The sequence below is a fragment of the uncultured Kiloniella sp. genome (genome assembly GCF_937128705.1).
GTDB lineage: Bacteria > Pseudomonadota > Alphaproteobacteria > Kiloniellales > Kiloniellaceae > Kiloniella.
This window is the reverse complement of the sequence record NZ_CAKZMP010000051.1, coordinates 1-7,798: the sequence shown is the minus strand read 5'-3', so window position 1 is coordinate 7,798 and position 7,798 is coordinate 1. Positions and strand designations below refer to the sequence as shown.

Below are 7,798 nucleotides of genomic sequence, written 5' to 3'. Positions count from 1 at the left end.
TCCCAGGGGGCAGCCTGTTACGCACCCCTGCCCTGGTTCTAGCTATGGCTTATTATCGTCTTCGAGACTTACTATAGAGAAAAATCCATTGAACGAGACCACTATTGAACGAGGTGAAACAGAACAGATGTCAGCCAGTGTTGGAAAACGCTTAAAAGCACTACGCGCCATGCATGGCCTTTCACAACGGGAACTTGCCCGGCGTGCCGGCGTTACCAACAGCGCAATCTCTATGATTGAACAAGATCGCGTTAGTCCATCTATTGACTCGCTCACAAAAGTTCTGGCTGGCTTTCCAGTAACCATGATCGAATTTTTCTCTATGGAACCCGAACAGGAAGAGAAAATCTTCTATGCCAAGGACGAACTAGTCGAAATGTCTGACGGCACCATGTCTGTCCGCTTGGTAGGTGCCGCCAAGAAAGATCGTAAAATGCGGGTTTTGCATGAAAAATACCCACCCCATGGCGATACTGGCGACAAGATGATTGTGCAAGAAGGCGAAGAAGCCGGGGTTATTATTCGTGGGCAACTTGAAATCACCGTCGGCAATGAAATAAAAGTGCTGAATGCAGGGGAAGCCTATTACTTTAATACAGAAATCCCGCACCGCTTTCGCAACCCCGGCGACGAAGAGTGTGAAGTGGTAAGTTCGGCAACACCACCATCTTTCTAACAATAAACTTATAAGTTTAACAACAAGACCAAGATCGTTCTGGAGATACAGCATGACCGATATATCCGGTATTAATTCCGAAGGCGACAACGCCTTTATGGCAAAAAGCCTTCTAGGGACAGATGTTGAACCTATGTATTCCGGTGCAAATTCTTTTATGCGCCGTAAATACACACGAGATCTTCGCGACGCAGATGTTGCCATATCCGGCATTCCTTATGATTGCGCAACCACGGGCAGATCGGGCACTCGATTGGGGCCACAGGCTGTCAGGAAAGCCTCTGCCAATCTTGCTTGGGCACCACACTTCCCTTCTGGTCTTGACGTTTTTGAAGTTTTGGCCGTGGCAGATTACGGCGACCTTGTTTTTGATCCCGGCGAACCAATGTCCATTCCCGGTGCCATCGAAGCCCATGCAAAAGCAATTCTGGACACAGACACTGCAATGCTGACACTCGGCGGTGACCATTTTGTCACCTACCCCATTCTAAAGGCACACGCAGAAAAACATGGTCAACTCGCCTTAATCCAGATAGACGCCCATTCCGACACTTGGGAAGAAGATCAACAACGGATTGACCACGGCACGATGTTTTACCATGCCGCCAAACAGGGAATTATCGACCCCGCGTCTTCTGCACAGGTCGGCATCCGCACACACAACGACAAAACTCACGGCTTTAACATTATTCATGCCCCCTGGGTTCACGACAAAGGCCCTGAAGCAGTGGTAGCAGAGATCAAGCGCATTGTTGGCGATCGAAAGGCTTACCTCACTTTCGATATTGATAGCTTGGACCCTGCCTTTGCCCCGGGCACAGGAACACCTGTAAGTGGGGGCTTAACCCCGCATCAGGCCCTGACAATACTTAGAGGCCTAGAGGGTATTAACATTGTCGGCGCCGATGTCGTCGAAGTATCCCCCGCCTACGATGTTAGCGACATTACCGCCCTTGCTGGCGCGACGATGGCCTTTGAAATGCTCTATCTTATGGCCGTACAAAAAAAGAAAAAGGGATAACAACGCCACAAAGAAAACCTTCAGAACAAGGGCACTCCATGCGAAGTGCCCTTGTTTTTTTATCAATCTTTCGCCAATGTCAATTTCAGCGAAATCTCATTTGTCGGCTCATGACAATAACGGCCAACTTCGACAAAGCCATAGAGATCGTAGAACCGTCGACCCACTTTGTTTTTCTCAAAGACCTCTACACTCAGAGAGCCTTTCAAGTTCACCACATGATCAACCAAAGCCCGACCAAACCCCTTGCCATGAAATACCGGATCAAGGAACAACGCCCCGATTTTATCATTGATGAGGGAAATGAAACCAACAGGATTTTGATCAAAAACCAAAACCCAAGTTTCAGCATTGGGAAGGTAAATATTCGGCATATCATTGGCGACCTGGGCGACAAATTCATCGCTCAGGAATGGATGACCAACCTTGTTTGCTTCGAACCAAATTTTAATTAGTGCTGCCGTATCGGCAATTTCGTACTTTCTAATCATAACAACTAACTTCTTTCTAGCTTTACTGATTTATCTGTTATCCAGTTGAGATCTAACGGACCGTATACCCAATCGTGTAATTCGATAGGGTTGCCCCTGTTGAGATTTCACAAAGGACCGCTTCCTCAGACGCTGAAAAACGCGATAGTTACAATCAGCAAGCACATGACCATCACGGGTATAACAAGTTACCTTCGTAACCTTGCCATTCTCACCCCGCTCATAGTGAATAGAACCACCCTGAGCGAGAACGTGTAAAACACGCTGTTCATACTTTGAAATATTCAATGGATTTTCGTTTTATGTGAGCATAGAAAAGGTATCGCTCAGCGCACAGCTTGAACGTTACAACAGTTTCAAATGTTCCCGAGGTTCAGGAACTAGCGGATTACCGCAATCTCTAACATAAAATCTCCGTAGAACCTGTGCGGACAATAGAATTGCACAGGCAAATATAGATCTAACAAAATCTGTATTTGCGAACAAGGTAGAAAATTTTACACATGCTCACCCCAGAAAAACAAAATAGGCGGTTATGAAACAAATCATATCCGCCCTATAATAGTGCACACCTACAAATAGATACTACATAAACGAGATATTTAACGCCTTTTGAAGGCCCTGCCTATTGGACATTAGATCTTCAAGCGTATACCGGGATAGAACATCAAAAAAGGCAATGACAGCCTCGCCCAGAATTCCCTGTAACCGACAATAACCATCGATTTGGCAGCAGCCTTTTTTCTTGTCGAAACATTCGACAATATCCAGATTGTCTTCCATATCCCTAACCACATCCCCCAGATTTATTTCTGCCGGAGAACGAGCAAGGAGCATACCGCCCTTTTTACCGCGAATAGTTTTGAGATATCCATCCTGAGACAGTTGATTAACCACTTTCATCAAATGGTTACGTGAAATATCATAACGCTCTGAAATTTCAGTGATCGTCGCTAATTCATCACCTTTTAGTCCGACAAAAATCAGGACACGTAATGAATAGTCAGTATAGGTCGTAAGTCTCATTTCAGGCCAAACATCTCAAACAACAAATATCACAATAAGCATTTATTCAATGTAAAATAGGATCACACTACACGAAAAACAATAGGACAGGTTGACGCTATAAAAATTCAGTCGATCTCCTGCGCATCAGGCCCAAGTAATCAGGAAAAGATTTTTCGAGCCGTATCGAGCCAACCAAGACCCGATTTCGTATCAGCTTTAGGCGTATACTCACAACCGACCCACCCTTCATATTTAGCCTTTAACAATTCAGAGAATATCCAACCATAGTTAATTTCTCCTTCAGATGGTTCATGTCGATCCGGCACCCCAGCAATCTGAATATGCCCAACATAATCCATTTGATGACGGATCAACACCGAAAGGTCGCCCTCCATGATTTGGGCGTGATACAAATCCATCTGTAATTTCAGGTTTGGCGCGGCAATATGATCAATAATTTTACGTGCCTGAGCTTGATGAGATAGCAAATACCCTGGAAAAGCCCGCGTATTTAAAGGTTCTATCAACACCATAATATTTGCCGCCTTCGCCTGTTCACAAGCATAAGCCAGATTGGCGAGATAAACTTCAAAACAGGATTCCAGTGTTTCACCTTCCGGACAAATACCAGCCATCACATGTAACTTGCGACAATTTAAATGCTCGGCATATTCCAACGCCAACTCAACACTATGCTGAAATTCACCTTCTCTCCCCGGTAAAGCTGCAATCCCACGTTCTCCCTTTTCCCAGTTTCCCGCAGGAAGGTTGAACAGCACTTGCTCTAGCCCTGTATCATCCAACCTTGCTTTAAGGTCCTGCTTTGACCATTCATAAGGAAAAAGAAACTCCACCCCTTCAAAACCTGCATCCTGCGCAGCCTTAAAACGATCAAGAAAAGGAACTTCGGTAAAAAGCATGCTTAAATTAGCAGCGAAACGGTACATTATATCAGCCTTTAGTTTGATTTTTTTCCTCAACAGCACGAATAAAACCAGCTTGGTCCAGCTCCCCAAGCCCGTCATCAACCATACCTTGCCAGAGATCCATCGCGGTTTCCAAGCCGGATAAACGAAGACTATAATGTTCAGCCAATTCCATGGCTTGCTTCACATCCTTTAACTGAACGGTCGCCCTAGCCCCCGGTTCAAAATTGCGATCGACCATACGCTGACCATGTAATTCAAGGATACGACTATCTGCAAAACCGCCCAACAAAGCATTGCGAACCTTAGCAGGATCAGCCCCTGCTTTGGCTGCCAACGTTAACGCTTCAGCAACGGCATCTATAGTCATTGCGACAATCATCTGATTTGCGGTCTTTGCAATCTGTCCTGCACCAAGGGGACCAACATGGTTAATATTTTCACCCAAAACGTTAAAAAGCGGCATCGCACGATGAAAATCGCTTTCATCACCCCCAACCATAATAGAGAGCGATCCCTGCTCTGCGCCGATAGCCCCGCCACTTACCGGTGCATCAAGGTAGCCAGCCCCCACATGATCGACCCTTCCGGCAAGGACTCGTGTATTCATAACCTGTGTCGTTCCCATATCAATGACCAGTGTATCAGTGTGCATTGCCAGTAACAGCCCCTGATCACCGCAAATCACCTGCTCAATGGCTGGGGTATCGGTTACACAGATAACAATAAATCCACTATTGATGTTTCGCGCAAGATCCTGTGGTGTTTTACAGTATGTAAGGCCGATCGCTTCTAGATCAGAGGCCTTGTCACGGGTTCGGGAATGGATGAACACCTCTGCCCCGGCATTGTGCAAACGCATCGCGAAATGCCAACCCATTTTGCCTAGGCCGACAACACCCACTTTCGTTCCCGGAACAAATGAAAATTCAGAAGACCCACTCATAGGATAAGACAATCTAACAGCTGTTAATTTCGAAACATTCTGAAAGAGTTATCGAATAAGGTCAAAATAAATAAGCTAATTTCTAGCTGACACGTGCCAGACGATCTTCCCGCGGCGTTGACCCAAAATACCCTCTGTAAGCACGTGAGAAATAAGAAAAGGATGTAAAGCCACAAGCAATGGCTACTTCACTGACAGGCAAAGCCGTTTGTCGTAGAAGTGCACGAGCTCGTTTCAATCTCAAACGCTTATAATAGCGCTTTGGGCTGCACCCGAGATGGCGGGCGAACAGACGTTCTATCTGTCGCTTTGAGCTACCGATTTCTTTCGCAATTTCCTCTGCAGTCAACAAAACTTCAAGGTTTTCTTCCATAATGCGCACGGCCTCGGCAAGTTTGCCTGAAAGCTTTTGCAAGGTAAGATTACGTTGGCGCAAAGGGATAGATGCCCCGCCCCTGACTTCATAGTTGAAAGCCTCTGCAACCTGTCCGGCAACATCCGTACCGCATTGATGTTCAATAATATTCAGGATTAAATCCAGACATGCCGCTTTCCCCGTACAGGTAATACGCTTTCTATCCCAGGAAAATAGCGCGTCCTGTATTTCAACAGAGGGATAAAGCTCTTTAAAGCTATCATGATATGCCCACGGCACAGCACACCTATAACCACTCAGTAATCCCGCGCTTGCAAGTTCATAACAAGCACCGCCAACCGCACCAACATAAACACTTTGCCGATCCAGTCGTTTAAGCCAGTTGATAAAAAGGTCTGATTTCCCTGTCCGAACACCCCATTCACCAAACACAAGTGCGAGGTCGATAGCTTCGTCATCCCCCACAGCCATATCAGGCTTGAGAATAAAACCATCTTCAAGATCAATGTCCTGACCGTCCATCGTTGCAATGCGCCAATGGAAAGCCGCATAACCAGCAACCGCATTCGCGGTCTTTAACGCCTGAATAGTTAAACTGGTATCTAAAGAAGCTGTACCGGGAAGAACGACAATAACAACACGTTGCAGGTCTCTGCGTGGTGCTTTTCTTTTTATATGTGGCTCTGCACTATACACTTTTAAATGCATAAATGCCTTCCTTTCCAGACTGACAATCCGTTTCAGGATTGGACCCCAGCCATCTACCCGTTAGTTATTTCAAAAATTATGCAGCATTCTTTGTTATCCGCAAAACAAACATATAAAGAATTCTTTATCTAGTCAACAAGATAAAGAATTCTTTATGTCGACAATTGATTTGTTATTATTGGTTATAATTCAATACCTTACGACACTTAATCAACATACCCAGTTAAATGAAGGTGATTTTTTTTCTTTGTTTGCGACTTTTTATTACGTAAATGCGCCACCTCTTCAGGCTTATAAATATTTCCAATAGCTGAAGGTTGCCGCCTGTCCGGCTTTTTGCAAACGAGGATCATCACTACCTTCGACAGAAGGAACAGTCCAAATAATAGCCTTTTCAATCAAGAACCTCTTACCTGAACTTGAAATTCTGATACCCGTATAGTTATCAAAATATCCCTTATCCTTGGCCTGCTGTAACATGGCGGCACGATCATTCCGAAATTCAGGCTCTGCTGTTTTACGCGAAGGTGTTTGCGTAAAATCTTCCCATGACATTTCCCAAAGATTGAGGGCTATCGAATTCCCATAATTTAGCACAGGGTCATCCGCACCGTTATGAGATACCACAACAAAGGGTGCTTCGAATAGCTGTTGCCCTATAGCCTTTTCCTTGTTCAACTTAATTAAATCTTTTCCAGTTACAGCCTTAAAGCTGTCAACCAATCGCCTTGCATGCTGTTCCTGAAATTCACTTATCTTAGGCACTGGATATTTTTCCTTTTGAATATTTTCCTGAAATTTAAATTTTAAAGAACAATTCCGTGGACTTTTCTCCCTGACTGGTTGTCAAAACATATAGAAACCAAATTAACCCTTGCTTTAAATCATAATATTTCAAATAATATATGCATACGATTATTATCTTATTTTTGAAATGGGCCACCAGCCATCAAGAGAATGCCGTATCTAGGCGTTACTCAAAACTTTAATGTGCCTAAATCTCAATAACACTTGACTTTTCCTAAAATTCGTAGATAAAGCTATTATGGTTTTAAAAGTCCCGGCTCCTCTGCCTGCCCTACACTGGTCACTAAAGAAGATTCCCGGCCTTGCCGAACCCTTTACCAACGGCTGATTTTGGCTGTCACACAAGTTAAGTAATTAGGAGTCTCTTTAATGGCGACTGGCGTAGTAAAATGGTTTAACTCCACTAAAGGTTTTGGCTTTATCGAGCCTGATGCTGGTGGGGATGATGCTTTCGTTCACATTTCTGCTGTAGAACGTGCAGGCCTACAAGGTTTGAACGAAGGCCAACGTGTTGAGTTCGAACTAGAACGCGGCCGTAACGGCAAAATGGCTGTCTCATCAATCGCGGTTGCTGAGTAAGTCATTTAACGATCATTAATTTGATTGTTATGCAAAAGATTGAAGGGTACCGACTAGGTACCCTTTTTTCTTGCCTGATTTTTGACTTTTATGATTTTCCGTTAAAAACTAGATCGCTGTAACCCCAGTTACAAAGTTTATAGAATCCGACAAAAAAGCGGGTAATAAAAATCACTGCCCCAAATTATTAGGGCTTCGCTACTTTTTAAAATTCTCTATTTTAGAGGTTCGTAGCTTCTATAGAATCTCCGCCTTAATAG

The 7,798-nt window shown here is 44.5% G+C and carries 10 protein-coding genes; 3 read left to right on the top strand and 7 right to left on the bottom strand.

Annotated elements, in window-relative coordinates; genetic code table 11:
- The first annotated feature begins 127 nt into the window (after nt 1-127).
- Complete coding sequence (locus Q0241_RS03070) at nt 128-676, top strand: cupin domain-containing protein (RefSeq protein WP_299372897.1); 549 nt, start codon at nt 128-130, stop codon at nt 674-676.
- A 52-nt stretch (nt 677-728) separates the two neighbouring features.
- A complete protein-coding gene (gene speB / locus Q0241_RS03065) occupies nt 729-1,697 on the top strand; it encodes an agmatinase (RefSeq protein WP_299372894.1) in 969 nt (322 codons plus the stop codon).
- Nucleotides 1,698-1,759: 62 nt separating this feature from the next.
- On the opposite strand, the gene Q0241_RS03060 is transcribed toward speB, so the two are convergent.
- The 7 genes from Q0241_RS03060 to Q0241_RS03030 form a co-directional block, all read right to left on the bottom strand.
- Entirely contained in the window at nt 1,760-2,188 is a 429-nt protein-coding gene (locus Q0241_RS03060) for a GNAT family N-acetyltransferase (RefSeq protein WP_299372891.1), read from the bottom strand.
- A gap of 30 nt (nt 2,189-2,218) precedes the next feature.
- On the bottom strand, nt 2,219-2,476 hold the full coding sequence (locus Q0241_RS03055; RefSeq protein ID WP_299372888.1) for a YjhX family toxin: 258 nt from the start codon (nt 2,474-2,476) through the stop codon (nt 2,219-2,221).
- 297 nt (nt 2,477-2,773) lie between these two features.
- Nucleotides 2,774-3,214, bottom strand: coding sequence for an Rrf2 family transcriptional regulator (locus tag Q0241_RS03050; RefSeq protein WP_299372885.1), 441 nt, complete (start codon nt 3,212-3,214; stop codon nt 2,774-2,776).
- Between the two features lie 140 nt (nt 3,215-3,354).
- Nucleotides 3,355-4,143: a 2-oxo-tetronate isomerase gene (gene otnI / locus Q0241_RS03045; protein ID WP_299372882.1), complete on the bottom strand. Its 789-nt coding sequence runs from the start codon at nt 4,141-4,143 to the stop codon at nt 3,355-3,357.
- Between the two features lie 4 nt (nt 4,144-4,147).
- Entirely contained in the window at nt 4,148-5,068 is a 921-nt protein-coding gene (locus tag Q0241_RS03040) for an NAD(P)-dependent oxidoreductase (protein WP_299372879.1), read from the bottom strand.
- An 82-nt stretch (nt 5,069-5,150) separates the two neighbouring features.
- On the bottom strand, nt 5,151-6,152 hold the full coding sequence (locus tag Q0241_RS03035; protein WP_299372876.1) for a GlxA family transcriptional regulator: 1,002 nt from the start codon (nt 6,150-6,152) through the stop codon (nt 5,151-5,153).
- A 291-nt stretch (nt 6,153-6,443) separates the two neighbouring features.
- Nucleotides 6,444-6,917 (bottom strand): MEKHLA domain-containing protein, encoded by a 474-nt coding sequence (locus Q0241_RS03030; protein ID WP_299372873.1) that lies wholly within the window; start codon nt 6,915-6,917, stop codon nt 6,444-6,446.
- Between the two features lie 411 nt (nt 6,918-7,328).
- Here Q0241_RS03030 and Q0241_RS03025 point away from each other — a divergent pair, with 411 nt between their 5' ends.
- Nucleotides 7,329-7,538, top strand: coding sequence for a cold-shock protein (locus Q0241_RS03025; RefSeq protein ID WP_047765275.1), 210 nt, complete (start codon nt 7,329-7,331; stop codon nt 7,536-7,538).
- Nucleotides 7,539-7,798 lie beyond the last annotated feature (260 nt).

Coding starts and splice junctions, on each gene's coding strand:
- speB (WP_299372894.1), top strand. CDS start 729: ATGACCGATATATCCGGTATTAATTCCGAAGGCGACAACGCCTTTATG.
- Q0241_RS03050 (WP_299372885.1), bottom strand. CDS start 3,214: ATGAGACTTACGACCTATACTGACTATTCATTACGTGTCCTGATTTTT.
- Q0241_RS03070 (WP_299372897.1), top strand. CDS start 128: ATGTCAGCCAGTGTTGGAAAACGCTTAAAAGCACTACGCGCCATGCAT.
- Q0241_RS03035 (WP_299372876.1), bottom strand. CDS start 6,152: ATGCATTTAAAAGTGTATAGTGCAGAGCCACATATAAAAAGAAAAGCA.
- Q0241_RS03025 (WP_047765275.1), top strand. CDS start 7,329: ATGGCGACTGGCGTAGTAAAATGGTTTAACTCCACTAAAGGTTTTGGC.
- Q0241_RS03060 (WP_299372891.1), bottom strand. CDS start 2,188: ATGATTAGAAAGTACGAAATTGCCGATACGGCAGCACTAATTAAAATT.
- otnI (WP_299372882.1), bottom strand. CDS start 4,143: ATGTACCGTTTCGCTGCTAATTTAAGCATGCTTTTTACCGAAGTTCCT.
- Q0241_RS03040 (WP_299372879.1), bottom strand. CDS start 5,068: ATGAGTGGGTCTTCTGAATTTTCATTTGTTCCGGGAACGAAAGTGGGT.